The organism is Mangrovimonas xylaniphaga (genome assembly GCF_001280435.1).
GTDB lineage: Bacteria > Bacteroidota > Bacteroidia > Flavobacteriales > Flavobacteriaceae > Mangrovimonas_A > Mangrovimonas_A xylaniphaga.
Genome location: NZ_LBIP01000017.1, coordinates 58,449 through 84,121, shown reverse-complemented (window position 1 = coordinate 84,121; position 25,673 = coordinate 58,449). Strand labels below are relative to the sequence as shown.

Sequence of the window (25,673 nt, the reverse complement as noted above, 5' to 3'; positions counted from 1 at the left end):
AACAAGCCGCAAAGGTACGCTAATTTTTACAATGCTATTCCTCTACAAGAATTTGGTAAAGAATATAAATCCTAAAAAAACTCGCGATACTGCAGCACCCTAAAATCGAAAGTGGTAAAGTCTGGATTTTTAGCTTTGAGTTGTTGATAAAGAGGCATACTCCCAATAGCTCTGTTGGCCGATCCCGATGCTGAAGTCAAGGAAACCGTCTTAATCTCCCGAACTTCTTCATTTTTATCTTTTAATTGAAATGAATGGATGCGTGGCACTTCGGTTTCTACAGGCTGTAGTTTAATACCGTATTCCTTGCAATGCCTTCTGAAGAAATATTCTGGGCCGTTCTTGCTATTGCCTCCTGTAAACAATAATGTGTTGATATTGGGATATTTTTGTAGATAGCCAATTACATCCCTCAATTTGATATTGGTCATACCCAAATCTGAAGCGTCTATTTTTTCCCGTTGGGCACTTTCCACTATATCGCAAACCCCTATTTTGTGTTTATGCAAGAACTGCTTGCGCTCTTCTACAGCTGCACGGGAATTGTCATAACGAAGATTCAAATTATGAATCGCATCTATATACAACCACAAAGAGTTGTAATAACTGCCGTAACAAAAATCAACATCCTTTTCCAACAACTCACCCATGGAAAAGCGTGGTGGCGGCAACGTGCCTACAATGAGCTTGGTAGTATCTTCGAAAATGAACGGTGGGTATGGATGCTGGTGCAGAAACAAATTTGCTTTTCAGAGGTTTTTATTGTAATATAAAAGAAAATCCATTAACCTTAAAATCTGAATATTATGGGAAAAGGTGACCTGAAAACCAAACGAGGCAAAATCCATCGAGGCACCCACGGTGTCCTGCGTCCTAAAATCAAGAAACGTCAAAAAACCGAGGATAAAATCAATGTAAACAAAAAAGCCAGGGGTTAGCCTATCTGGTGAATACCAATTCAGTTTCAAATGACATGGCTTCACTATACCCATAGCCTTCATAATTGAAGCCTTTTAAATCATCCAAGGTCTTGGCATCGGTATCGATAATGTAACGCGTCATGTACCCTCTGGCCAATTTTGCAAAGGTCATGATCATTTTGTATTCTCCATTTTTGAAATCCTTGAATGTACAAGTAATTACAGGCACTTTTAGAGCTTTGGTATCAATGGCCTTAAAATATTCGTTGCTGGCAAGATTTACAAACAATTCACCCTCTTCTAATTCATCATTCAAAGCTTGAGTGATTTCCTTCTTCCAGAATTCGTATAGGTTTTTGTTCTTACCTACAGGAAATTTTGTACCCATCTCCAAACGATAAGGCTGCATTAAATCCAAAGGCTTTAAAATTCCGTACAATCCCGAAAGAATGCGAACCGTATTTTGAAGTTTTTCTATTTTATCCTGAGGAATGGTATAGGCATCCAATCCTCTGTATACATCACCGCTAAAAGCATACACCGACGGTCTTGCGTTCTCAACTGTAAACGGTAATTCCCATTCTTGGTTACGCTCATAATTCAACTGACCTAAATTATCGGAAATCTTCATCAGCTGAGATAAGCTTTTAGCCGATTTCTTCTTCAATAATTTGTTTAGGCGTTCTGCTTGTTTCAGGAAACAGGCTTCTGTGAATTGTCGCGTAGGCAGTTGACTTTCAAGGTCTAATGATTTTGCAGGTGATATAACTAATTTCATGCTTTGGTTTTTGTTGTCCCAAAATTACAATTACCATATCTATTTTTCAATTTTGGGATTTTATATTTTCTATAATAGTATAAGCAAAAGTAATTATAAGCATTAGTTTAGTGTCAATTCCTCCCCAAACTGCAATACATAACCGTTGTTGTCGTAAATGGCAAATTCGCGCATACTGCACTGGAAATTATCTATGGGATAGCATACCTCTACATTGTCTTTAACCGTTTGCCAAAGTGTATCTACGTTTACCGTCCTTATGTAAAAAGACCCCGTAAACTCAGCTTTATTGAAGGGCACCATATCATTTGGTTTGGTAAGAATCAATTCTACACCGTCCCGGTGTATGGAGGCCCATTTTGTGGCCTCGTCAAAGGCATCACAAACAAAGCCCAATTGACTTGTATAAAACTGAATTGTGGCTTCCACATCTTCAGTATACAGCATTGGCACAAGGTTATACAATTTCATACGGATAATTGGTTTGAATTACCCTATGAATTTACTAAAAAAGATCTATTAATTTACCGAAGGAACCTATTCAATATCCAAATTTTGGTGTTTGGCATAAACCCTCCATTTTTCAATACATTGAAGCATATCTTCTGGAGTTTCAGCATTGAAATGCATGAACTCCCCAGTCGTTGGATGACTAAAACCCAGCGTTTTAGCATGCAAAGCCTGCCTAGGAAGCACCTTAAAACAGTTTTCTACAAACTGTTTGTATTTTGTGAATGTAGTCCCTTTCAAAATACGTTCGCCACCATAGCGTTCGTCATTAAAAAGGGTGTGCCCAATGTGTTTCATATGCACACGAATTTGGTGAGTACGGCCTGTTTCCAACTTACAGGAAATCAAGGTTACATAGCCGAAACGCTCCAACACTTTATAATGGGTTACCGCTGGTTTTCCCTTGTCTTCATCCTCTCCTTCAAAAACTGTATTCTGTAAACGGTTTTTCGGATGTCTACCAATATTACCCTCAATAGTGCCTTCATCTTCTTCCACATTTCCCCAAACCAAAGCGACATATTCACGCTCACTGGTTTTGTCAAAAAATTGCTTCGTTAAATGAGCCATAGCCTCTTCTGTCTTGGCCACGACCAACAAACCACTGGTGTCTTTATCGATGCGGTGAACCAATCCAGGACGGTTACTGGAATTGTTTGGCAAGTTTTCAAAATGATAAATAAGGGCATTGATTAAAGTCCCCGAATAATTCCCATGCCCAGGATGCACTACCAAACCAGCAGGTTTATTGACAACCAACAGCTGATCGTCTTCAAATACAATATCCAAAGGAATGTTCTCTGGTGTTAAAAGTTCCTCATAGGGAGGATACTCAAACAACACACGAATCCTATCTAAAGGCTTCACTTTGTAATTGGCTTTTACAGGCACATCGTTGACGTGAATATTCCCATTTTTCGCGGCAGATTGAATTTTATTACGAGTGGCATTCTCAATAAAATTCATCAAATATTTATCGATGCGAAGAGGTTGTTGGCCAGTTTTTACAGTAAACGCGTGGTGCTCATACAACTCATCATCATTCTCGTCTATAGGCGTATATTGGTCTGTCATAATCTTTTATTCTGCCCTGTTTCCGTTACCCAACACCAAGTCAATCTTGGAAGTCAATGGCAACATGTCTCCTGCTTTAAGAGGTTGTCCCTCAAATTCTACATCAATTACTTCATCTTTACCCAAATCGTCCACATACCTAATCTTTCCAACTTCAAACCCTAAAGCTTCCAAAGTAGGTTTGGCTTGACGAAACGTACGTCTTACAATATCCGGCACAGCGACCTTACGGTAACCAGATGGGTTCAATATTACATAAATCTTTCGGTTTTCCTTTACCTGTGTACCTGCCAATGGATATTGTTCAATTACCGAATATTTTGGGTAATCTGGATTGTAATTGGCCGAATCCTGAATTTCCATACGCAAACTGCGATCATTCAATTGGATCTCAACAGTCTCCAAAGTTTTCCCCTTCAACTCAGGTACTTCAATAAATTCACCGTGATTGGTGGTACTTTTCAACCATTGCAAGATTAAAAAACACATCAAAAATATTACGGCTAAGGCTAGTGCTAATTGTTTTAAAAAAACTTTACTGGTAAGAAACTTTACAAGACTCATGTAATGATTTTAAGTTAGGGCAAATATATAAAACTCAAAGGTTTTTTCTTTTCCTTTAATATGCTAATTTAGCTTTCCTAATATTACATACGTTCTATGAGCGTTTAAAGATTATTTATAAAGAATTTCCTTCCCTTCGGGGTACTATCATGAAGAAACATATTGCCATTATAATGGGCGGATATTCCAGCGAATATGAAATATCCCTTAAGAGTGGTCAAGTGGTTTACGAAACCTTGAACCCAGAACTTTACACGGCTTACCGCATCCACATCTTTAAGGACAAATGGATGTATGTTGACGAAAACAACACGGAATTTCCTGTGGATAAAAATGACTTCAGCATAATGGTTGAAGGAAAAAAAATCCAGTTTGATTGTGTGTTCAATGCCATTCATGGCACCCCTGGAGAAGATGGCTATATGCAAGGGTATTTGGAGTTGTTGAAAATTCCACATACAAGTTGTGGCATGTACCAAGCAGCCCTTACCTTTAACAAACGAGACTGCCTTAGCACCCTAAAACCTTACGGAATTAAAACCGCCACCTCCTATTACCTCAATCAAGGAGACTCTGTAAATGAAGATGAAATAATAGCCAAGGTTGGGCTTCCCTGCTTTGTAAAGGCCAATAAAGCAGGTAGTAGCTTTGGGGTGAGCAAAGTGTACAAAAAAAAGGAATTCCAAAACGCGCTTGAAGTTGCCTTTAAGGAAGATGATGAAGTTATCATTGAATCCTTTTTGGATGGTACTGAAGTATCTGTTGGAGTGATTACCTATAAAGGTGAGGTTACCGTACTTCCTATTACCGAAATAGTTAGCAACAACGACTTTTTTGACTACAAAGCCAAATATCTTGGCGAATCTCAGGAAATTACCCCGGCCCGCCTATCGGAAGAACAGGCCGAAAAAGTACGAACCCTAGCCAAAAAAGTATACGAAATTCTGAAGATGAAAGGCTTTAGTCGAAGTGAATATATCTTTAAAGACGGAGAACCACACCTTTTGGAAGTCAACACAGTGCCAGGCCTTACCAAAGCCAGTATCTTGCCGCAACAAGCCGCTGTCGCAGGTATCAGCTTAGGCGAACTGTTTGAAAATGCCATTGAGGAAAGCCTTAAAACCCAACACTCTTAAATTATTAAGTATCTTTGATGCTGTAACCGCTTAACAACTGTAATGAGACGCGCAATTTTCCCTGGTTCTTTTGATCCAATTACCCTTGGACACTACGACATTATTCTAAGAGGTGTCAAACTTTTTGACGAAGTAGTCGTAGCCATAGGAATCAATTCCGATAAGTCCTATATGTTTTCACTGGAAGAACGCAAGCAGTTTATTGAGGAAGCTTTTAAAGACGAGCCAAAAGTAAAAGTAGTTACCTATGAAGGTCTCACGATTGATTTTTCAAAAGAAATAGATGCGCAATTTATTTTGAGAGGCCTTCGCAACCCAGCCGATTTTGAATTTGAAAAGGCCATTGCCCATACCAATAGAAAACTTTCGAGAATAGAAACGGTATTTTTACTTACTTCGGCAAGAACCTCCTTCATCTCTTCATCTATTGTAAGAGACGTCATTAGAAATCATGGAGATTACACAGTTTTGGTACCAGACAGCGTGAAACTGAAGTAACCAAATACACTTAAAAAAATTTAGCTGGTTGGTTTTGGATTTGGAACAAAAAAAAGCATCAGATCATTCTTGCCACGCAAAAAGTATAACTGACGCCTTTTTAAAAAATTGATTAATAGCAATACTAATATATAACATAATCCCCTCAACCTTAAGTTTTTTCGACGAGAAGCAATTAAAAAAGATTAAGCGTAATCCTACAAATCGAATATTGCAGTTCACCGATAAAATTGGTTAATTCTCCCAATAAACGCATTTTAAAAGCCATACAATTCTCTCGATAAGAGAATATTACACATCAAAACGCATCTTGTAATATTTTCATTTTCAAGCAACTGATGTAACCTTAGTTACCTTCTCGATGAAAAACTATGCGTTACTTTGCACAAAACAAATATGATTATGGGAATACTAGATATGCTATTCGGAAATAAATCTGATGAATTAAAATCGCTTTATGAAAATGGAGCAATAATTATTGATGTAAGAAGCGTTGGAGAATACAATGGCGGTGCCATTCCAGGATCTAAAAACATCCCGCTACCTCAAATAGCTACCAAAGTTAAGGACATCAAAAAACTAAACAAACCAATTATTACCTGTTGCGCTAGTGGTATGCGTTCTGGTTCTGCGGCAAGTGTTTTAAAAAGTCATGGTATTGAAGTTGTCAACGGTGGAGGCTGGTTGAACTTGAGCAGAAAATTGGACCTTGTATAAAAAGAAAACTTGATTGATTACATGTTTGATAAATGATTTTGATTGATGGAAAAGCCCGAGGGATGATTGACTCGGGCTTTTTTTTATTATGTATTTTTCAAAACCATTTAAAATTCCATAAAAGGATACTGAGCCACAAGTTCTTCCTTTTTTTCTTTAAGAACCTTTAAAAACCCTTGATGTGCTTCCGAATTTGGATTGAAAGGCCGGTGCAACATTCCTTTTTGAACCGTATCTACAGTCTTCATTGTGGCTCCTGTACTGTCATCCAACCACACCTTCTTAAACCGCTCCCACACATAGTTGATAGCTGTAGGATTAGGATGCACCATATCTTCTGCATAAAATCGGTAATCGCGCAATTCATCCATCAAAATTTCATATGAAGGAAAATAGCAGGTCTGCCTTCTTGGCTCTACCACTTGATGCACCGCACTTATCAAATGCGCCTTACTTTGAGTATTTTCTACAAAGCCATCCTTTAAATGTCTTACAGGGGACACTGTAAAAATAACGGACACTTTTGGATTCACACTTTTAGCCAAAGCCACCATTGCCTGCAACGATTCAGCAATAGCATCTATTGACAATAATTCTTTACTAAATTTCTTTTGAGGTACCTTATGGCAATTGACTACCACTTCATCACTTTCTATCAAGCGGTATACCCAAGCGGTTCCAAGTGTAATGACAATATGAGAGGATACTTCAAGAGCTTGTTTTGTTTGTTGAATAGCTAGGTTCAAATTTTGTAACAAATCGTCCTTTGAAGAGGCACTCAATTTGGAATGTGCTGCATAACAATGCCATTGCTCATTATGAAAAAACACATCTTCATCTGTGTATTCTTTGTCATTAATAGCGTTGAGCAGCAAACTTTCAATTGCCAAAGGATGGAACAGAATTCCAAAAGGATTTAAGGAATTCTGGAATTTATAATACGCTAACTTCTCCCCTATATTTTCAACAAAACAAGACCCCAACAGAATCAATCTAGAGTTGTAATCTATCAGATTGTGCTGTTGGGGTTTTAAAGGTATTTCTGTTTGTAGTTTCATATATCTAGTTCAGGTACTCCGCGGCAGCTTCCAAAGCTGCTGCAATACCATCAGGATTCTTTCCTCCCGCAGTAGCAAAAAATGGTTGTCCACCACCACCACCTTGGATATGCTTTCCAAGTTCTCTAACAATTTGCCCTGCGTTTAAGCCTTTATCGGCAACGATTTCCTTGGAAATATAGCAAGACAATAAGGCTTTACCCTCCTGTTTTGTTGCAAACAATAGGAACAAATTATCAAATTGCCCACCTAATTCAAAAGACACATCCTTAATTCCGGCTGCATCCAAATCAACTTCCTTAGCCAGAAACTGAATACCATTCACCTCTTTAAGCTCATTCATCAAATCTCCTTTTAGGTTCTTGGCTTTATCTTTTAGTAATTGTTCAATCTGTTTTTTAAGGGCAGTATTTTCTTCCAACAAACCTTCTACAGCTTTCACCGTTGACTTCGGATTTTTAAGTGTTTGCTTTAAGGTATCAAAATCCTTATCCACATCCACAAAATAGTTTTTCACCGCTACATTGGTAATCGCCTCAATACGACGTACACCTGCCGCTACAGCGCTTTCCGAATTAATCTTGAAATACCAAATATCGCCTGTTTGCGCTACGTGCGTACCACCACAAAGCTCCATAGATTTCCCAAAACGAATGGCACGTACGGCATCACCATACTTTTCACCAAATAAGGCAATAGCTCCTTCATCGATAGCCTGCTGCATTGGAATGTTTCGTTTTTCTTCTAACTTAAGATTCTCCTGAATACGCGCGTTTACAAATTCTTCAATAGCATCCAACTGCTCTCTGTCTACCTTCGCAAAATGCGAAAAGTCGAATCGTAAATATTTTGGGCTTACCAAAGACCCTTTTTGCTCTACATGAGTTCCCAACACAGTACGCAATGCTTGGTGCAGCAAGTGAGTTGCTGTGTGATTGGAAGCAGATAGCTGTCTCAATTCTGCATCTACAACCGCTTTAAAAGTGGCATCTAAATGCTTTGGAAGCGTCTTTGCGTAATGGATAATTAAGCTATTTTCCTTTTTGGTATCGGTTACGTAAATAACATCACCATTAGGAGTTTCAATATATCCTTGATCTCCAACTTGACCTCCTCCTTCTGGATAAAACGGCGTCATATTGAATACCAATTGGTATTGCTCTCCATCTTTTTTGGTAGTAACTTTTCTATAACGCGTCAATCTTACATCAGCACTCAGCGTATCATATCCAATGAACTCCTCAGCTTCGTCTTCCAATAAAATCACCCAATCTGAAGCCTCTACTGTAGAAGCGGCTCTGGAACGACTTTTTTGTTTTTCCATTTCGGCGGCAAAACCAGCCTCATCAATGCTATATCCCTTTTCACGGGCAATCAATTGGGTTAAATCCAATGGAAATCCAAAGGTATCATACAATTCAAAAGCTTTAGCTCCTGACACCACATCTCCTTTGGTTTCTTCTACAACCTTATCCAACAGCAATAATCCTTGCTCCAAAGTTCTTAAGAAAGATTGTTCTTCCTCACGAATCACGTTGTAAACCAGTTGTTTTTGAGCCTTAATTTCTGGGAAAGCCTCTCCCATTTGATGGCTCAACGTTTCGGCCAATTTATATATAAATGGTTCTTTCTGCTCTAAAAAGGTGAATCCGTAGCGAATAGCACGACGTAAAATTCTTCTAATTACATACCCTGCTCCTGTATTGCTAGGCAACTGTCCATCGGCAATGGAAAAGGCCACGGCTCTCACGTGATCGGCAATCACACGAATAGCAACATCTATCTTTTCATCTTTACCATAAGCTTTATCTGTAACCGTTTCAATCTCTTTAATTATTGGAGTGAACACATCAGTATCGTAATTGGACTGTACGTTTTGCAATACCATACACAAACGCTCAAAGCCCATTCCCGTATCGATGTGTTTGTTCGGCAAGTTTTCCAAGCTACCATTGGCCTTACGGTTGTACTGCATGAACACCAGGTTCCAGATTTCCACCACTTGTGGATGGTCCATATTCACTAAGTCTCTTCCTGACACTTTTGCTTTCTCTTCTGCCGAACGAATATCAACATGGATTTCACTACAAGGTCCGCATGGCCCTTGATCTCCCATTTCCCAGAAATTATCCTTTTTATTCCCCATTAAAATGCGGTCTTCAGGAACAATGGCTTTCCAGAAATCGTAAGCTTCCTGGTCCATCGGCAAATTGTCGTCCTCGCTTCCTTCAAAAACGGTTACATACAAGATGTCCTTATCAACCCCAAATTCCTCTGTAAGCAGTTCCCAAGCCCAAGCAATGGCTTCTTTCTTGAAATAATCTCCAAAACTCCAGTTTCCCAACATTTCAAACAAGGTATGGTGATACGTATCGTATCCTACCTCTTCCAAATCGTTGTGTTTACCAGATACACGTAAACATTTTTGCGAATCGGCTATACGGGACTCCTTCACTTTGGCATTTCCCAAAAAGTATTCCTTAAAAGGCACCATTCCGGCATTGACAAACATCAAGGTAGGGTCATCCTTTAAAACCATGGGAGCAGAGGGCACGATGGCATGTTGTTTATTTTCGAAAAAACTTAAAAACTTCGAACGGATATCTTGAGATTTCATGTATGTAAATTGATAATCTTATTTTTTAATTCAGTCCAGCCCACAAAATGGCCGTGACACTACTTGCAAATATATTGTTAAATTAAGGCCCTGAGGCTCACCGTCTGAAAATATTCGCAATTGTTTTTATAATTTTACAATGGAAATATTTTTGTAGGTTTGTTCGTTCCTTAATAAAAATGCTCCATGAAGGGGCATTTTTCAACTGCAAAAATACTATAAATTGCGACATGAGTAAGGTAAAATATTATTACGATCCAGAAACCCTTTCGTACCGTAAGATAGAGCGCAAAAAACGTACAACCTTTAAGTACGCCCTTGTGTTTCTTTTGGCTGCTGGCCTTTTTGGATTCATCTCAAACTTTATCGCTTCCCAATTTTTTCAATCGCCAAAGGAACGTGCGCTTACCCGCGAATTGCAAAATATGCAGTTACAATTTCAGCTTCTGAACAAAAAAATGGACGAAACCGAAAAGGTACTTGCCAATGTTGAAGAGCGCGACAATACCATTTACCGCTTATATTTTGAAGCCAACCCAATCCCGGATGAACAGCGCAAAGCAGGTTTTGGAGGGGTCAACCGCTATAAAGGCCTTGAAGGTTTTGACAATTCCAAGTTGATAAAAGAAACCAGTCAACGCATGGATATGCTTCAAAAGCGGATCGTAGTACAATCAAAGTCTTTGGATGAAATTGCCGAATTGGCGGCCGATAAAGAAAAGCTTTTAGCTTCTATTCCTGCCATACAACCTATCAACAATTCCGATTTAACGCGTATGGCCTCAGGTTACGGTTATCGTACCGATCCTTTTACCAAAGTGCGTAAGTTCCACTTTGGAATGGACTTTACCGCTCCTAGAGGAACTCCTATTTATGCTGCGGGAGATGGTGTTGTAATACGTGCGGATAACCGCTCAACCGGATATGGAAACCATATTAGAATAGACCACGGCTATGGCTATGTAAGCCTATATGCCCACCTTTACAAATACAACGTTCGCAAAAACCAAAAGGTAAAACGTGGTGATTTGATAGGATTTGTGGGAAGTACCGGAAGGTCTGAAGCGCCCCACCTACATTATGAAGTGTTTAAGGATGATGACCGTATCAACCCTATCAACTTCTATTATGGTAACTTGTCTGCAGAAGAATACAACAAACTTCTGGAGAAAGCCTCTTTGGAAAACCAATCTTTAGATTAATATATTATGCATATCAATCTTCCTGAAAAGCGCTACTACAGTATAGGTGAAGTCGCCAAAGCTTTCAATGTAAATGCCTCTTTAATTAGATTTTGGGAAAAGGAATTCGATGTTATTAAGCCTAAAAAGAATGCCAAGGGCAACCGTAAATTCACCCCTGAAGACATCAATAACCTCAAGTTTATCTACCATTTGGTGAAAGAACGCGGCTTTACATTGGAAGGCGCCAAAACCCATTTGAAAGAAGAACGTCAAAAATCCCTGAGTACCTTTGAAATAATTAGTAAATTAGAGGGTATCAAAGCCCAACTAATAAAAATCAAAAATCAACTTTAAAACACACTATTATGAAAAAGTGGCTTATTCCGGTAATTATTATAGCCGTAATTGGTTTTGGCCTTTACAATTGGGCAGTAGGATTTAACAATACTGCCATACAACTTAACGAAAATGTAGCTGAAGCCTGGGGAAATGTACAAACAGCCTATCAACGTCGAAATGACCTTATTGGCAATTTGGTAAAAACAGTACAGGGTGCTGCCGATTTTGAACGAGGAACCCTTACAGATGTTATTGAGGCACGTGCCAAGGCAACCTCAACAACCATTGACCCTACCAACATTACACCTGAGCAATTGGAGCAGTTCAATGCAGCCCAAGGAGGCTTGAGCAGTGCCCTTTCACGATTATTGGTGGCGGTTGAACGCTATCCAGACTTGAAAGCCAACCAAAACTTCCTGAAGTTACAGGACGAATTGGCCAGTACTGAAAACACCATTCAAACGGCAAGGACACGCTATAATGAAGCCATTAAGCCTTATAACAACCACGTAAAGAAATTCCCAAATTCCATCTTGGCTGGTTGGTTTAACTTTGAAGGCAAGCCATACTTTGACGCCGAACCAGGTGCTGAAAAGCCAGTGGATGTAGAATTCGACTTTAAATAAATCGCTATGTCCAATATTGAAGATTTCCTTAGTGCTGAAGAGGAACAGGATATTATTGAGGCCATTAGGACTGCTGAAGACCATACCTCGGGCGAAATCCGTGTGCATATAGAACGTAGTTCAAAGGACGAAACACCTTTCGAACGCGCCAAGGAAGTCTTTCACCTTCTAAAAATGGACAACACCAAACTAAGCAACGGGGTACTTCTGTATGTTGCTGTAGACGACCACAACTTCGTTATTTGCGGAGATAAAGGCATTGATGCGGTAGTGCCCGAAAATTTTTGGGACACTACACGAGACGCCATACAATCCAGATTTAAAGAAGGAAATTTTAAGCAAGGAATTATAGATGGCATCCTAAAAGCCGGCCACGAACTGAAAGTTCACTTTCCGGTTGAGGACGATGATATTAACGAATTACCTAACGAAATATCCCGAGGATAGTGAAGCTTCTCAAAATCAAACATATCAGCCTTGGTCTATTATTGAGTGTATTTTGTACTTTAACAACCTTCGCTCAATTCGATATTCCTCCAAAGCCAGAGTTTCAAACCAGTGTCTATGATTATGTCAACCTTTTGTCGCCTAATCAAAAAAGCAACCTAGAACGTAAACTCGTCAAATATTCCGACACCACATCCACCCAAATAGTCGTCGCTATCATTGCTACTACCAAAGGAGAAAACATTGGATTATTGGCTCCTAGATGGGGTCATGAATGGGGTATTGGACAAGCGAAGGAGGACAATGGGGTATTTATTCTGTTGGCACGTGACGATCGTAAAATTTGGATTTCCCCAGGCTATGGCGTCGAGCCTATGCTAACGGCAGGGGTCGTTGGAGAAATCACGAGAAACATCATTATCCCTGAATTCAAAAAAGGAGATTATTACAGTGGTCTTGATAAAGGTAGCGACGCCATTTTTATGGCCTTAAATGGGGAATTTAAAGGTACCCGACAGCAGGACACAGGTGAAGAAATTCCCTTTGGCTTTATCCTTTTCATGCTTCTTATTTTTATCATTTTCTTGATTGCTATCTCAAAAAACAGACGGGGAGGCGGAGGCTCTGGACGTGGTCCAGGCAACCGTGGCGGCTTTGATATTTGGGATGCCATTATCTTGAGTCAAATGGGTCGAGGCAATTACCGTGGCGGTGGTGGCTTTGGTTCTGGAGGAGGTTTTGGTGGTGGCGGCTTCGGAGGAGGCGGTGGCTTTGGCGGCGGTTTTGGAGGAGGAGGCTTCTCCGGAGGTGGTGCTGGAGGTAGCTGGTAGTTTTCCAATTATAAAAACATTTTTACTATAAATAAAATAAGCAGCCAAAAGGCTGCTTGTTTGTTTCTAGTTCAGAATTAACTATTCACCTTCTTCCAAAAAGAACAATTCCTCAAAAGGCACTTTAAACAGTTTTGCAATTTTAAGGGCCAATACCGCAGAAGGCACATATTTACTTTGCTCTATGGCATTAATAGACTGCCTGCTCACACCTATGGCTCTAGCCAAATCGGATTGGGTCATGTTATGCCTTGCTCGTTCTACTTTGATGTTATTCTTCATAATCCACCGATTTATGCTTTAGGAAATTAAAGCGAACAATAAAAAAGATTAGCGGTGTAAACATATTGAACACCAGCACGTGAAAAAAAGTAAAATTGTAGACAAACAATATGGCAAGAATCAAGATGACGAAATTAAAAACAACAGCCCATACCAAAGATTCACTTCTTAATTTATAGATGAATTCATCCTCAATCGTTTCTCTTGAAAAGCCCACAAACAAGCCTCCGACAATAATCATTAATGCCGCCAATTCATCGACAATACTATTATCAACCAATTTAAAAAAGCCTTTAGTCTCATTAAGAATAGAATCCTCATTGTAGATAGAAAGTACTTTGACCGTTAATAGATTTGATTCATATCCAAACCACAATAACACAGCCCCGATAATAAGGCCGACAATTAACAGGATCCAGCCTATGGTTTTAAACCGATGAGGCAATAAATAATTTGCTTCCATGACTTAATTATTTAAAATTACATCATAAATGTAAATTATTTTTATCAAAAAGTAAAATATAATTGACATTAAGTCCAAAATAATTTACACCTTAATTCGGTGTAAATTAATCTATAACGCTAAAAACTTGTTATTTTTTACGCATGTAAACCGTTACCGGCACCCCATGAAAATCGAAATGCTCACGCAGCTGATTTTCCAAAAAGCGTTTGTAAGGAGGCTTTACATATTGCGGTAAGTTACAGAAAAATGCAAATTGCGGTTGCGGCGTTGGCAACTGCATGATGTATTTAATCTTAACATATTTTCCTTTGTAAGCAGGAGGTGGTGTGTGCTCTATAATTGGCAACAACACTTCATTCAGCTTACTTGTTTTGATTTTTTTGGAGCGGTTGTTATAAACCTCAACCGCCGTTTCAATGGCTTTAAAAATACGTTGTTTGTTCAAAACAGAAATGAACACAATTGGCACATCAGTAAAAGGTTCTATTTCCTTTCTGATAACACGCTCAAATTCTTTGACTGTTTTAGTGTCCTTTTCAACCAAATCCCACTTGTTAACCAAGATCACGATTCCTTTACGGTTGCGTTCTGCCAACCAAAAGATATTTTGCACCTGCCCGTCAAATCCTCTTGTAGCATCCAATACCAATAAACACACATCGCAATGCTCAATAGCACGAATACTTCGCATCACCGAATAAAACTCCAAATCTTCCTTAACCTTGGATTTTCTTCTAATACCAGCGGTATCCACCAAGTTAAATTCAAAACCAAAACGGTTGTATTTGGTATCAATAGCATCTCTGGTAGTTCCAGCAATATCGGTTACGATATAACGATCCTCGCCTATCAAAGCATTGATAAACGACGACTTTCCCGCATTTGGTCTTCCAACCACAGCAAAACGCGGCAACTCATTTTCCTCTACCACTTCTTCCTTTTCAGGAAGCGCTGCTACAACAGCATCCAACAAATCTCCAGTTCCGCTACCGTTGATACTGGCAATAGTATAATAGTCGCCTAAACCTAGAGCATAAAACTCAACAGCATCTTCGGCGCGCTTGTTATTATCAACTTTATTTACGGCTAAAAACACAGGCTTGTCCACACGACGCAACAAATTGGCCACGTCTTCATCCATCCCCGTAATTCCAGATTCTACATCAACCATGAAAATGATAGCATCAGCCTCATCAATGGCCAATTCTACCTGTCTGTCAATTTCAGCCTCAAAAATATCATCACTCCCTACAACGTAACCACCAGTGTCGATTAGCGAAAACTCTCTACCGTTCCAATCCGTTTTTCCATAATGCCTATCTCTTGTCACACCACTTACGGCATCAACAATAGCTTCTCTACGCTGAATCAGACGATTAAAAAACGTTGATTTTCCAACATTTGGACGTCCTACTATGGCTACTATATTACTCATTTGTAAAAATTTAAGTTTGCAAAGATACTATTAAATTAACAGTTTTTGCTATGATATTTTGTAGGTTTTTAAAACTATAAAAAAAAGCACCCTAAAGTGCTGTTTATTTATTTCTGATTATATCCAAAACGCTTGAGCTGCTTTTGATTAGTCCTCCAGTTTTTATTCACTTTCACATACAATTCCAGATGTACCTGTTTCCCGAAAAACTTCTCCAAATCCTTTCTTGCCTCTATACCCACTCGCTTAAGCGCCGATCCTTTATGCCCAATGATAATTCCTTTTTGGGTATCGCGCTCTACCATGATTACAGAACGCATCCTGATGATATCCTCATCTTCGAAGAATTCTTCTGTATCAATTTCAACGGCATAAGGCACTTCTTTTTTATAGTGAAGTAAAATTTTCTCACGAATGGTTTCATTCACAAAGAAACGTTCCGGCTTATCAGTCAACTGATCCTTTGGATAAAACGGTGGTGATTCTGGCAACAATTCAATGATACGATCAAAGACCTCCTTCACCTGAAAACCTTCCAATGCCGAAATAGGATAGATTTCCGCATTTGGCACCTTTTCGGCCCACAATTGCACCTGCTCTTCCAATTGCCCTTGATCGGACTTATCGATTTTGTTCAGTAATAACAATACAGGAATGCTTGACGATTGAATTTTTTTGAAAAACGCTTCATCCTTCAATTCGCGCTCTCCAATTTCCACCATATACAAAAGCACATCGGCATCTTCGAAAGCGGACTTCACAAAATCCATCATGGATTCCTGCAACTCATAGGCAGGTTTAATGATTCCCGGCGTGTCCGACAACACCACCTGAAAATCTTCCCCATTTACAATCCCCAAAATACGGTGTCTTGTAGTTTGCGCCTTGGAAGTGATAATTGACAATTTCTCTCCTATAAAGGCATTCATGAGGGTAGACTTCCCCACATTTGGATTTCCTATGATATTTACAAAACCTGCTTTATGCATCTTATCAATGTAATAATTATTTGGCAAAGTTACGACCTTCCACTGTTTATTTCGCCAAATTCCGCCATTACTTGTATTTTTGTATCTCCAAATGACAACGATCTCATTTTTATGACACTTTATAATATTATTGAACCTACGGCGGAGCGGGTTCCTATCATCATTAGTTCGCCACACTCCGGAACATTTTTTCCAGAAGCTATTGCCTCAAAATTATATCCAGAAAAAGTCAATAATCCAGATGATACCGATTGGTTTATTGACAAATTATACGACTTTGCTCCTGCCATGGGCATTACCATGATTACGGCCAACTACAGTCGTTGGGTCATTGACCTCAACAGAACACCGGAAAGCATTCCGCTTTATAATGATGGCCGCGTAATTACGGGGTTAGTGACCACTACCAATTTCAATGGAGATCCTCTATACAGAGATGAATTACCTACACAGGAAGACATCGCCTATAGAATTGAAAACTACTATCGCCCTTATCATCAAAAAATAGCGGATTTACTGGAAGACACGAAGCAAAAATTTGGAAGAGCCCTTTTATTTGATGCCCATTCCATCAGAAAAGTGGTTCCTGGAATCAGAAAAGAAGCTTTCCCCGATTTGATTTTGGGTGACAATGATGAAACCTCAGCTTCCAAAACTATCATAGAAGCTACAATGAGTGCCTTGAGAACCGCCAATAAAGATTTGGAGCATAACCACCCTTTTAAAGGTGGGCACATTACTCGTTCCTTTGGAAATCCTGCCAATAACATTCACGCGCTTCAATTGGAAATGGCCAAGACCAACTACATGGACGATAGCGAAACTGCTTACCATGAAGAACGCGCCAATGCCACAAGAGCAACCTTAAAACTATTATTTGAAAATCTTATAAACACACTCTAATGCCCACATATATTTTTAAAGGATTATTGACCATTGAAGGTTGGCTTGAAAATGCAGCTGTCACGGTTAATGACCAAGGAATTATTGAATCCATTTCTTCCGAAGCTACTGCAGAAGGAGAAAACGTGAACGGTTATGCCCTACCTGGATTTCAAAACGCCCACTCCCACGCCTTTCAATATGCCATGGCGGGTTTGGCCGAGCTCCATGAAGGCACCGGAGTCCCTGACGATTTTTGGAGCTGGAGAACGGCTATGTACAATTTGGCCCTAAGTATGTCCCCTCAACATTTAGAAGATATTGCAGCGATGTTGTATGCCGAAATGGTTCGTCACGGGTATACCGCCGTTGCAGAGTTTCACTATTTACATCACGACATCAATGGTATGCCTTATTCCAATTTGGCAGAACATGGTGAGCGACTTATTGCTGCGGCCGAAAGAGCAGGCATCAACATTACTTTGGTGCCAATGTTTTATCAAAAAGGTGGCTTTGGAACACCTGCTGAAGACAAACAAAAACGCTTTATTTCTCCAACTATTGAAGACTATTACAAACTTTTGGAAAGCTCCAACCAAGCTACCAAAACATACAAAAATGCGTCCTTAGGAATAGGCATTCACTCCTTAAGAGCTGTAGACCCAAATGATATTATAAGTGTTTGCAAAGATTACAACAACGATTTGCCTTTTCACATTCATGTGTCTGAGCAATTGAAAGAAATTGAGGATTGCATGGCATTTCACGGAAAACGCCCTGTAGAATGGCTATTGGATAATTGCTCAATGACCGAAAATTTCCACTTGGTACATGCTACGCATTTAAACGATCGTGAAGTTGCCGGCATTGCCCAAACAAAAGCCAATGTAGTACTTTGTCCTTCCACGGAAGGCAATTTGGGTGATGGTCTTTTCCGATTCAACGATTTTAAAAATTTGAACGGTCAATGGAGTATTGGTACCGACAGCCACGTAGGATTGAACCCCTTTGAGGAACTCCGTATTTTAGACTATGGACAACGTTTAACCACCCATAAACGCAATACCTATTTCCAACCCAATTCCGGAGATAGCGGATTTAACGCTATTGAAATGGCTTGGAAAGCTGGAAAAAGAGCCATGGGAGAACATCTAGACAATTTTTTTAAAGTAGGGAAATCTTTTGATGCGGTAGTTATGGATGCAAAATCACCATTAGTCGCCACGGCTTCAACAAAACACCTTTGCAATACCTTTGTGTACACAAGTGATGTATCGAATATTTCAGGAACGATCATCAATGGAAAATGGGTTGCAAAACAAGGTATTCATAACAATTTAGAAGACATATCATCTAGTTTTGTCAACACCATGAAGGAACTTGGCTCCAGATTATAATTGACTACTTCTTGACCAAGAGTAGGGACTGGTTATTTGCTTTAGGAAACATTAGCACGTAGACCCCCACACTCAATTCGGAAATATCAATAAAGGGTTGTTGTAATTCCAACTCTCCTTTTTGAAGTACTTGCCCCATCATATCTACAATTTGGAATGTGATGGGGTAATCATTTTCCAACCCCATGACTTCAACTTTAGACGTTCCTGGATTGGGCACAATCTCCAAATTGTTTTTCACATTAGGGCTATCCAAACCCAAAGTTGAATTTTCTAAGTAAGGTGTAAGATCCAGTGAATGTAACTGTGGATCAATTCCCAAAATGGCAACCTGCTCGTTGGTGATATAATAATTCAAGCCATTTGAAGTTGCGATGCCCTCCACCTGATGTAAAAATAAACTTAATTCCAACTTACGCTTATTGCCTCCAAAAAAGTCTTCCTCATCAAAATCATACAACAGGAACAGAAAAGGCATTACCAAATCATTGTAACCCGAAAGTACAATGGTATCTTCATTCACTTCAGCACCCGTTATCATACCTTGTACATCATAACTATCTTCCAATTGTGCCACATAAGTACCGGGTGTTTTGGGCAGTTTATAAAGTTTGGTTCTATGACTTACCCATTCCTTGGTGAACAGAAAAATAGCATCGCCATAAACAATTAAAGCCTCGCAATCGTAGTCGGTGTTATTAAATTCTTGCGAGGTAAAATCAGTTTGATCTGAATAGGAAAAATTAATAAAATCCAATTGGGGAAGCTTTCGTACCAAAGAAGCCTTTTCAATCCTAATAATTCTAAGGTCAGTGCGGTTACCATGTAGATTGTTTCCAAAATCCCCCAAATACACATAATTTTCATCCTGAGCGATATCTTCCCAGTCGATATTCTCAACAGAATTTAAAGCGACACTTGATAAGAGATGACCGTTTGCGGGATTAATTTGATACAAATTTGAATCGGCACTATCATTATGCGTCCATAAGGAATTCATCCAATATATCAACCCAGAGGTTTCTCTCATGGACTCCTCCAACGAGACACTACTTTCAGGAATTAGAATAGTTTCATCATAAGTACAACTGCCATCATTTTGTATGGCTTCAGAATCATAATTATTAGCCAACGGTTCTGTCCAACCTGTTTGTCCGAAAACCTGTCCAAACCATAAAAAAACAATTGCTAATTTAATCAACTTTTTAAATCCCATAACACACACCATCCAATCAATAATTTCAAAAGTATTGATTTTAAACGCTTTAAATAACTCAAAATCAACACTTTAAAACCAACTTGTTAACAATTGTTCTTTCCTTCAACCATCATATTCATCCAAATCCTATATCTTTCAGAAAATTAAACTTCAATAATGGACACACCTAAAAAAAACCGAGTTTATATTGCCACAAGTTTGGATGGCTATATAGCCGACAAAAACGGAGGGATTGAATGGTTGGAAAGTATTCCGAACCCCGAGAACGACGATATGGGCTACGAAGCATTTATGGCCGAAACCGATGCCATTGTTATGGGTCGAAATACCTTTGATACCGTCTGCAGTTTTGATATTCCATGGCCCTATAAAGTCCCTGTATTTGTAATCAGTAATACTTTAGAAGCCATTCCCAAGTTATACCAAACGAATGTTCAATTGTTACGGGGTACGGTGAAAGATGCCTTAAAGCAGCTCCATGAAAAAGACATACACAGTCTTTACATAGACGGCGGAAAACTCATTCAAAGCTTTTTAAGAGAAGATTTAATTGATGAGCTCATCATTACAACCATCCCAATTTTATTGGGAGACGGCATCCCCTTATTTTCTAGCTTGGACAAATCCTTACAATTTGAATGCCTAAGCTCGAAAAGATTTACCAATAGCCTTTCACAAAATCATTATAAAAGGCTAAAAAAATAGGCATTAAAGTAACGCAACCAATTAGCTAAGTTTACATCTTAAACAAAAAGAATCATGAAACGTAATTTCTCGATAATCCTATTTTCTTTTGTTTTTGTATTTGGGATGATTTCCAACTGCAATGACGATGATGACAATAGTGAAACACCTTCCAATTGCGACCAAGAAACGATATTAAGTTCTGATGAATTCGTAAACGCAGCGGCCGATCCTTTGATTATTGAGAGCTTAGAAATTGATAATGCTTGTTTGCAAATTAGTTTTTACTCTAGCGGATGCGATGGCAGTACTTGGGATCTTAAGCTTATTGACTCAGGAGCCATCCTTGAATCCGATCCTCCTCAAAGAAACCTTCGACTTTCGCTTTTAAACCTTGAGCTTTGCGATGCCGTCATCTCCAAGACAATTTCCTTCGATGTTTCCGATCTTCAAGTAGAAGGTACTCAAGTGTACCTCAATATTGTTAATTCGGGAGACCAAATATTATATACCTACTAGAAGGAATTAAGCTTCAACCTGGAAGTTTTGTAAAAATTGTACTAAATCTCCTGGTCCCTTGAGATACGAAGCATTTTGACCTAAAGCTTCCACCTGATTTTCTGTAATCACAGGACCACCAGAAACCACCAAAGGAATATCTGTCATTTCAAGGATGGTTTGAATACTGCCTTCTGTTCTCTCCAAATCATTGGAAGTATATATGGTCATCAACAAATCTGGCTTCACAGCATTTACCACCTTTTCTAAGTTTTCATAAGGTACACTCTGCCCTAGATAAAACACATTCCAACCAGAACTTCTTGTGATGTAATAAGCCAATAACAAAGCTATTTCATGACATTCGCCTTCCGACAAAAACAAGACCATCTTGGGAGCGTTCTTATTACATGGAGCCAAGAGTTCCACAGAATGGAACATCTTCCTACGGATTAAATTTGAAATGAAATGCTCCTGAGCGGGCATGACTTTATTACTGCCCCACAAAACTCCAACCTGCCTAAGGAATGGGTAAATTAAGTTCGTAATGGTAGAAACTAATCCTGCTTTAACAATCTCAGATTTGAATATCTTATCAAACTCAGCTTCGTTAAAATTAATCATGGCAACAATCAAGGCGTTTATTTCGTCTTCCTTTGAACCAGATGTCATGGTCTGTGAAACCGCTTCATAGATAGCCTCTGGCGACATTTTGTCTATTTGAGAAATTCTATATCCGTTCCTGGTTAAAATTCCAATATTCAAAAGTGCCTTCAACTGTTCTTCAGTGTAATACCGAATATTCGTCTCAGTTCTCATGGGAGTTAAAAAACTATATCTACTCTCCCACTTGCGTAATGTATGCGATTTAATCCCCGTAATTGACACCACCTGTGCCATTGAATAGCTCCCCATTTCAAGTAATTTATGTAACAAACTTAATTAAAATTTATGAGAAAAAACTTAAAACCCTGAAAAATACCAATTTGAAAATGTAAAACTTATTTTAAACCAAAGTTAGACAATTAAAATATTTTACATATATTTGTATAACATTAATCAAAATATTGTTAGACATGAAAAAAATACTTCAATTTGCTACACTTATTTTCTTAGTGACCTTCAACACCTCCTGCAGTGATGATGACGACTCTAACGACATCCCCTCAGGACCAACCTTAAACATTGTTCAAACAGCGGCCTCAAATGACGATTTAAGTAGTTTGGTGTCAGCACTTACCGTTGCAGATCAGAATGCCGACTCCGACTTAATCGGTGCCTTAAGTGGAGATGGGCCTTTTACAGTATTCGCACCAACAAATGACGCATTTTCAGACCTGTTAGGGTCCTTGGACAATTTTAATTCACTTTCCGATTTCGACACCGAAGAAGAACGTGAGTTATTAGGAACAATCCTTCAATATCATGTGATTGCCGGAGCAGCAGCAATGTCATCCGATTTATCCGACGGACAAACCATAACTACCCTACAGGGAGAAAGTATCACCGTTAATATAGATGGAGGGGTTTCCATAAGTGACGCCACTTCCACAGAGGCCAATGTTATTACAGCGAATGTGGAAGCTACCAATGGTGTAATACATATTATAGATAAAGTATTGCTCCCTCAAGAAATAATTGATGCTATCAATGAAGAAAACATAGTTGAAATTGCTCTTGGAAACGAAAATCTAAGCCTTTTAGTAGACGCATTGATACAAGCAGATGCAGGATTGGTAGAATTGCTTCAAACAGATGGTCCATTTACGGTATTCGCACCAACAAACGATGCCTTTGCAGTCCTATTGGAAACTTTAGGACCAGACTATAATAGTTTAGAAGATTTTGACACCGAAGAAGAGAAAGCACTACTAGCAACTGTGCTCACCTATCATGTAGTTGCAGGCGCCGCAGTGTTTTCTACAGATTTAACGGATGGACAAATGGTTGAAACAGCTCAAGGCGGTATGCTTACGGTCGATTTGGATGGGGGTGTATTCATTATTGATGAAACAGGAGCAGCGGCTTCTGTGACAGCAGCAGATATAACTGCTAGCAATGGTGTAATCCACATTATTGACCAAGTACTATTGCCTAATTAATATAGCACGTACTCATGATGTACGTTTTTACGTTGGTTGGTTAATTGGTTGGAAACCGGTAATCTACAAATGGTTACCGGTTTTGTATGTAAGAAAAAAACACTAACTTTAATAAGATGGCCAAGAAGAAAATAATTATTATAGGCTCAGGATTTTCATCCCTTTCTGCCAGCTGTTACTTGGCTCAGGCTGGTTTTGACGTTTCTATTCTGGAGAAAAACGACACGGTTGGGGGACGAGCCCGACAGCTAAAGCGTGATGGCTTTACGTTTGATATTGGTCCAACCTTCTATTGGATGCCAGATGTTTTTGAACGTTTTTTTGAAGATTTCAATACGCATCCTTCCAATTTCTACAACCTAAAAAAATTGGATCCAGCCTATCAAATATATTTTGGACCAAAAGATAGCGTTTCAATTTCGGCCGATTTTGAAGGTATTAAAGCAACTTTCGAAAACATAGAACCCCAAAGTGGCAACTCCTTACAAAAGTTTATAGATAAGTCTGAAGACAACTACAACCTTGCCATTAAGGATTTGGTATATCAACCAGGAGAATCCGTTGCTGAAATTGTGACTCTAAAAACTGTCACTAAATTAAATCGATTTGCTACCAGTATCAAAAAGGATATTTCCCACTATGTAAAAGATGAAAAGCTGCAGCAAATATTAGAATTCCCCGTGCTGTTCCTAGGTGCCAAACCCAGCAACACTCCATCCTTTTACAATTTCATGAACTATGCCGACTTTAAATTGGGAACTTGGCATCCTGAAGGCGGCATGTATATGGTGGTTAAAGCTATGAAAGATTTAGCCGAAAGCCTAGGAGTGAACATACTCACCAATAGCCCGGTGGAATCAATAAATATTGAAAAGAATTCCGTGACCTCTGTCAAAACAAATTCCAAAGAATATGTTTGCGACATCCTCTTAAGCGGCGCCGATTACCATCATACCGAAACCTTGCTACCACAACAGTACAGACAATATTCGGAAGCCTACTGGAACAAGAAAACCTTCGCCCCTTCAGCGCTATTGTTTTACGTAGGTTTCGACAAAAAACTTAGCAACGTCTCTCATCATACTCTTTGTTTTGACAGTGATTTTGAGAATCATGCAAAAACCATATACAACACCAAAGAATGGCCTGACAATCCTCTCTTTTATGCAAGTTTCCCTAGTATTACAGATGCCACAACTGCTCCCGAAGGTAAAGAGGCTGGCATTTTCTTAATTCCATTAGCACCAGATTTAGAAGACAATGAACTTATTAGAAATCATTACTTCAAGCAAATTATAGAGCGTTTGGAACACCTAACGGACCAACCACTTTTTGACCATATTCTTTTTAAGGAATCCTACTGTATCAACAATTTCAAAGAGGACTATAATGCCTATAAAGGGAATGCTTATGGCTTGGCAAACACCCTCATGCAAACCCATGTATTACGCCCTAAATTAAAAAGCAAAAAAGTTAACAACCTCTATTTCTGCGGACAGCTTACCGTACCGGGCCCCGGAGTACCACCTTCTCTTATTTCAGGAAAAATTGTTAGTGAACTGATTCAAAAACACACCAAACTATGAAAGCACTTTTTGATACTTCTAGCCTCAAATGCAGCAAAATTGTAACCCAAGAGTACAGCACTTCCTTTTCCATGGGCATTAAACTTTTTGCGCCTTCCATTAGACCTGCCATTTATGCCATCTATGGATTTGTACGCTATGCCGATGAAATTGTGGATTCCTTTCACGAGTACGATCAAGAGGTGTTATTTGAAGAGTTTAAAGAGGAATACAAAAAAGCCATAGAGCGAAAAATTAGTTTGAACCCAATATTAAACGCCTTTCAAGAAGTAGCGTGGAAATATGACCTGCATACTTATGCCGATGATTTCTTGAAGCGAATGGAAATGGATTTAAAAATAAAAGACTATACCACCAAAGAAGCCTACGAAAATTATATTTATGGATCCGCCGATGTAGTTGGACTTATGTGTCTAAGGGTTTTCACCAATAATGACGAAGACATGTTTCAGCTTTTAAAAACACCAGCACAATACTTGGGTTCGGCGTTTCAAAAGGTCAATTTCTTAAGGGATTTTAAAGACGATATGGAAATACTAGGTCGCTCCTACTTTCCTAATGTAAACAACAATTCCTTATCTGAACTCAACAAAAAAGACATTATTGAAGATATTGAAAATGATTTTCGTGAAGCCTTCAAAGGTATTGTGGTGTTGCCCCTTGAAAGTAGATTGGGCGTGTATTTGGCCTATAAATATTATTTAAATTTATTGAAGAAATTAAAGAGATTGGATTCTAAACATATATTAAATGAACGCATTAGAATCTCCAACCCTTTAAAAATTCTTATCTTAACAAAGGCTTACATACGCTTTAAATTAAACTTTATATAAAA

General features: G+C 38.9%; 29 protein-coding genes. 16 read left to right on the top strand and 13 right to left on the bottom strand.

What is annotated here, in order from left to right; all coding sequences use genetic code 11:
• Positions 1-71: 71 nt before the first annotated feature.
• Complete coding sequence (locus ZA06_RS10270; protein WP_053977384.1) at positions 72-740, bottom strand: uracil-DNA glycosylase family protein; 669 nt, start codon at positions 738-740, stop codon at positions 72-74.
• Between the two features lie 66 nt (positions 741-806).
• On the opposite strand from ZA06_RS10270, the gene ZA06_RS16785 reads away from it, so the two are divergent.
• The gene (locus ZA06_RS16785) at positions 807-938 is read left to right on the top strand and encodes a 30S ribosomal protein THX (RefSeq protein WP_082332004.1); all 132 of its coding nucleotides are present in this window, start codon (positions 807-809) and stop codon (positions 936-938) included.
• A 1-nt stretch (position 939) separates the two neighbouring features.
• Here ZA06_RS16785 and yaaA read toward each other — a convergent pair whose 3' ends face one another.
• The 4 genes from yaaA to ZA06_RS10250 all read right to left on the bottom strand — a co-directional run bounded on the left by yaaA (position 940) and on the right by ZA06_RS10250 (position 3,846).
• Complete coding sequence (yaaA, locus tag ZA06_RS10265) at positions 940-1,698, bottom strand: peroxide stress protein YaaA (protein WP_053977383.1); 759 nt, start codon at positions 1,696-1,698, stop codon at positions 940-942.
• 102 nt (positions 1,699-1,800) lie between these two features.
• Complete coding sequence (locus ZA06_RS10260; RefSeq protein ID WP_168155216.1) at positions 1,801-2,169, bottom strand: VOC family protein; 369 nt, start codon at positions 2,167-2,169, stop codon at positions 1,801-1,803.
• A gap of 66 nt (positions 2,170-2,235) precedes the next feature.
• A complete protein-coding gene (locus tag ZA06_RS10255; RefSeq protein WP_053977382.1) occupies positions 2,236-3,282 on the bottom strand; it encodes an RluA family pseudouridine synthase in 1,047 nt (348 codons plus the stop codon).
• A gap of 6 nt (positions 3,283-3,288) precedes the next feature.
• On the bottom strand, positions 3,289-3,846 hold the full coding sequence (locus ZA06_RS10250) for a PASTA domain-containing protein (protein WP_053977381.1): 558 nt from the start codon (positions 3,844-3,846) through the stop codon (positions 3,289-3,291).
• A gap of 149 nt (positions 3,847-3,995) precedes the next feature.
• Between ZA06_RS10250 and ZA06_RS10245 the strand changes: the two genes are divergently transcribed.
• The 3 genes from ZA06_RS10245 (at position 3,996) to ZA06_RS10235 (ending at position 6,197) form a co-directional block, all read left to right on the top strand.
• Positions 3,996-4,982 carry a D-alanine--D-alanine ligase gene (locus ZA06_RS10245; RefSeq protein WP_053977380.1) on the top strand — a complete coding sequence of 329 codons (987 nt, stop codon included), beginning with the start codon at positions 3,996-3,998 and terminating at the stop codon, positions 4,980-4,982.
• 42 nt (positions 4,983-5,024) lie between these two features.
• Positions 5,025-5,480 carry a pantetheine-phosphate adenylyltransferase gene (coaD, locus tag ZA06_RS10240; RefSeq protein WP_053977379.1) on the top strand — a complete coding sequence of 152 codons (456 nt, stop codon included), beginning with the start codon at positions 5,025-5,027 and terminating at the stop codon, positions 5,478-5,480.
• A gap of 402 nt (positions 5,481-5,882) precedes the next feature.
• Positions 5,883-6,197, top strand: coding sequence for a rhodanese-like domain-containing protein (locus ZA06_RS10235; protein ID WP_053977378.1), 315 nt, complete (start codon positions 5,883-5,885; stop codon positions 6,195-6,197).
• A gap of 107 nt (positions 6,198-6,304) precedes the next feature.
• Here ZA06_RS10235 and ZA06_RS10230 read toward each other — a convergent pair whose 3' ends face one another.
• Together ZA06_RS10230 and alaS are read right to left on the bottom strand one after the other, a co-directional pair.
• On the bottom strand, positions 6,305-7,255 hold the full coding sequence (locus ZA06_RS10230) for a GSCFA domain-containing protein (protein ID WP_053977377.1): 951 nt from the start codon (positions 7,253-7,255) through the stop codon (positions 6,305-6,307).
• 4 nt (positions 7,256-7,259) lie between these two features.
• Positions 7,260-9,872 (bottom strand): alanine--tRNA ligase, encoded by a 2,613-nt coding sequence (gene alaS, locus ZA06_RS10225; RefSeq protein ID WP_053977376.1) that lies wholly within the window; start codon positions 9,870-9,872, stop codon positions 7,260-7,262.
• Positions 9,873-10,102: 230 nt separating this feature from the next.
• Here alaS and ZA06_RS10220 point away from each other — a divergent pair, with 230 nt between their 5' ends.
• Genes ZA06_RS10220 through ZA06_RS10200 form a run of 5 tightly spaced genes read left to right on the top strand, consistent with a single transcriptional unit; the run spans position 10,103 to position 13,298 of the window.
• Positions 10,103-11,074 (top strand): M23 family metallopeptidase, encoded by a 972-nt coding sequence (locus tag ZA06_RS10220; RefSeq protein ID WP_053977375.1) that lies wholly within the window; start codon positions 10,103-10,105, stop codon positions 11,072-11,074.
• Positions 11,075-11,080: 6 nt separating this feature from the next.
• Positions 11,081-11,410, top strand: coding sequence for a MerR family transcriptional regulator (locus tag ZA06_RS10215; protein WP_053977374.1), 330 nt, complete (start codon positions 11,081-11,083; stop codon positions 11,408-11,410).
• Between the two features lie 11 nt (positions 11,411-11,421).
• Entirely contained in the window at positions 11,422-12,021 is a 600-nt protein-coding gene (locus ZA06_RS10210) for a LemA family protein (RefSeq protein ID WP_053977373.1), read from the top strand.
• Positions 12,022-12,027: 6 nt separating this feature from the next.
• A complete protein-coding gene (locus ZA06_RS10205) occupies positions 12,028-12,468 on the top strand; it encodes a TPM domain-containing protein (RefSeq protein ID WP_053977372.1) in 441 nt (146 codons plus the stop codon).
• Complete coding sequence (locus tag ZA06_RS10200; protein ID WP_082332003.1) at positions 12,468-13,298, top strand: TPM domain-containing protein; 831 nt, start codon at positions 12,468-12,470, stop codon at positions 13,296-13,298. The genes ZA06_RS10205 and ZA06_RS10200 overlap by 1 nt, the downstream gene beginning before the upstream one ends.
• 81 nt (positions 13,299-13,379) lie before the next feature.
• Here ZA06_RS10200 and ZA06_RS10195 read toward each other — a convergent pair whose 3' ends face one another.
• The 4 genes from ZA06_RS10195 to era form a co-directional block, all read right to left on the bottom strand.
• Positions 13,380-13,580 (bottom strand): helix-turn-helix transcriptional regulator, encoded by a 201-nt coding sequence (locus tag ZA06_RS10195; protein ID WP_053977371.1) that lies wholly within the window; start codon positions 13,578-13,580, stop codon positions 13,380-13,382.
• Positions 13,570-14,043 carry a hypothetical protein gene (locus ZA06_RS10190; RefSeq protein WP_053977370.1) on the bottom strand — a complete coding sequence of 158 codons (474 nt, stop codon included), beginning with the start codon at positions 14,041-14,043 and terminating at the stop codon, positions 13,570-13,572. The genes ZA06_RS10195 and ZA06_RS10190 overlap by 11 nt, the downstream gene beginning before the upstream one ends.
• 130 nt (positions 14,044-14,173) lie before the next feature.
• Positions 14,174-15,481, bottom strand: a complete 1,308-nt coding sequence (der, locus tag ZA06_RS10185) for a ribosome biogenesis GTPase Der (RefSeq protein ID WP_053977369.1) — start codon at positions 15,479-15,481, stop codon at positions 14,174-14,176.
• Positions 15,482-15,588: 107 nt separating this feature from the next.
• Positions 15,589-16,470, bottom strand: coding sequence for a GTPase Era (gene era, locus ZA06_RS10180; RefSeq protein WP_053977368.1), 882 nt, complete (start codon positions 16,468-16,470; stop codon positions 15,589-15,591).
• Between era and ZA06_RS10175 the strand changes: the two genes are divergently transcribed.
• The gene (locus tag ZA06_RS10175) at positions 16,465-17,373 is read left to right on the top strand and encodes an N-formylglutamate amidohydrolase (RefSeq protein WP_240472238.1); all 909 of its coding nucleotides are present in this window, start codon (positions 16,465-16,467) and stop codon (positions 17,371-17,373) included. The two genes, era and ZA06_RS10175, sit on opposite strands and share 6 nt — an antisense overlap.
• Positions 17,373-18,749 (top strand): formimidoylglutamate deiminase, encoded by a 1,377-nt coding sequence (gene hutF / locus ZA06_RS10170; RefSeq protein ID WP_053977367.1) that lies wholly within the window; start codon positions 17,373-17,375, stop codon positions 18,747-18,749. Before ZA06_RS10175 ends, hutF begins: the two co-directional genes overlap by 1 nt.
• Before the next feature lie 4 nt (positions 18,750-18,753).
• On the opposite strand, the gene ZA06_RS10165 is transcribed toward hutF, so the two are convergent.
• Positions 18,754-19,950 (bottom strand): T9SS type A sorting domain-containing protein, encoded by a 1,197-nt coding sequence (locus ZA06_RS10165; protein WP_157503220.1) that lies wholly within the window; start codon positions 19,948-19,950, stop codon positions 18,754-18,756.
• Positions 19,951-20,124: 174 nt separating this feature from the next.
• Between ZA06_RS10165 and ZA06_RS10160 the strand changes: the two genes are divergently transcribed.
• Positions 20,125-20,673 (top strand): dihydrofolate reductase family protein, encoded by a 549-nt coding sequence (locus ZA06_RS10160; protein WP_053977365.1) that lies wholly within the window; start codon positions 20,125-20,127, stop codon positions 20,671-20,673.
• A 54-nt stretch (positions 20,674-20,727) separates the two neighbouring features.
• Positions 20,728-21,171 (top strand): hypothetical protein, encoded by a 444-nt coding sequence (locus tag ZA06_RS10155; protein ID WP_157503218.1) that lies wholly within the window; start codon positions 20,728-20,730, stop codon positions 21,169-21,171.
• A 6-nt stretch (positions 21,172-21,177) separates the two neighbouring features.
• On the opposite strand, the gene ZA06_RS10150 is transcribed toward ZA06_RS10155, so the two are convergent.
• A complete protein-coding gene (locus ZA06_RS10150; protein WP_053977363.1) occupies positions 21,178-22,065 on the bottom strand; it encodes a MerR family transcriptional regulator in 888 nt (295 codons plus the stop codon).
• 161 nt (positions 22,066-22,226) lie between these two features.
• On the opposite strand from ZA06_RS10150, the gene ZA06_RS10145 reads away from it, so the two are divergent.
• From ZA06_RS10145 to ZA06_RS10135, 3 genes are all read left to right on the top strand, one after another.
• The gene (locus ZA06_RS10145; RefSeq protein ID WP_053977362.1) at positions 22,227-23,252 is read left to right on the top strand and encodes a fasciclin domain-containing protein; all 1,026 of its coding nucleotides are present in this window, start codon (positions 22,227-22,229) and stop codon (positions 23,250-23,252) included.
• Positions 23,253-23,368: 116 nt separating this feature from the next.
• On the top strand, positions 23,369-24,838 hold the full coding sequence (locus tag ZA06_RS10140; RefSeq protein WP_053977361.1) for a phytoene desaturase family protein: 1,470 nt from the start codon (positions 23,369-23,371) through the stop codon (positions 24,836-24,838).
• Positions 24,835-25,671, top strand: a complete 837-nt coding sequence (locus ZA06_RS10135; RefSeq protein ID WP_053977360.1) for a phytoene/squalene synthase family protein — start codon at positions 24,835-24,837, stop codon at positions 25,669-25,671. The genes ZA06_RS10140 and ZA06_RS10135 overlap by 4 nt, the downstream gene beginning before the upstream one ends.
• The last annotated feature ends 2 nt before the right edge of the window (positions 25,672-25,673 follow it).